Below are 315 nucleotides of genomic sequence, written 5' to 3'. Positions count from 1 at the left end.
ATATGGCGCTGATGTGGTCGACGAGAATGGCCGTTCAACTCTCGACTCTAAAGAGGCTGTAGAAGCATTAGAAACCTTCCTAGCAATGAAGCAATTTGCGCCGAGAGGCGTCGATGTTTACAACGCTGATGAAGTACGTGATTCGCTGCAAAAAGGGACAGCGGCAATGGCGATTGAAGTATGGCCAGCCTGGGTGCCAAATCTAGATAACGCTGACGTATCCAACGTTGTGGGTGATATGGAGATAATGGCACCGCCAGCAGAAGTAGGAAGCCCTGCGCCAATGCTAGGTATTTGGCAGCTCGCCATTCCTTC

At 50.8% G+C, this 315-nt stretch carries 1 pseudogene; it reads left to right on the top strand.

Going from position 1 to position 315, the window contains the following annotated elements:
• Positions 1-13 precede the first annotated feature (13 nt).
• Positions 14-315 (top strand): annotated as a pseudogene (locus AB4486_RS28630) (ABC transporter substrate-binding protein); the annotation flags it as partial.

Source organism: Vibrio sp. 10N.222.55.C6 (genome assembly GCF_041473395.1).
Taxonomy (GTDB): Bacteria; Pseudomonadota; Gammaproteobacteria; order Enterobacterales; family Vibrionaceae; genus Vibrio; species Vibrio crassostreae_C.
Note: the sequence above shows the minus strand (reverse complement) of the source record. Positions and strands in the feature narration are given on the sequence as shown.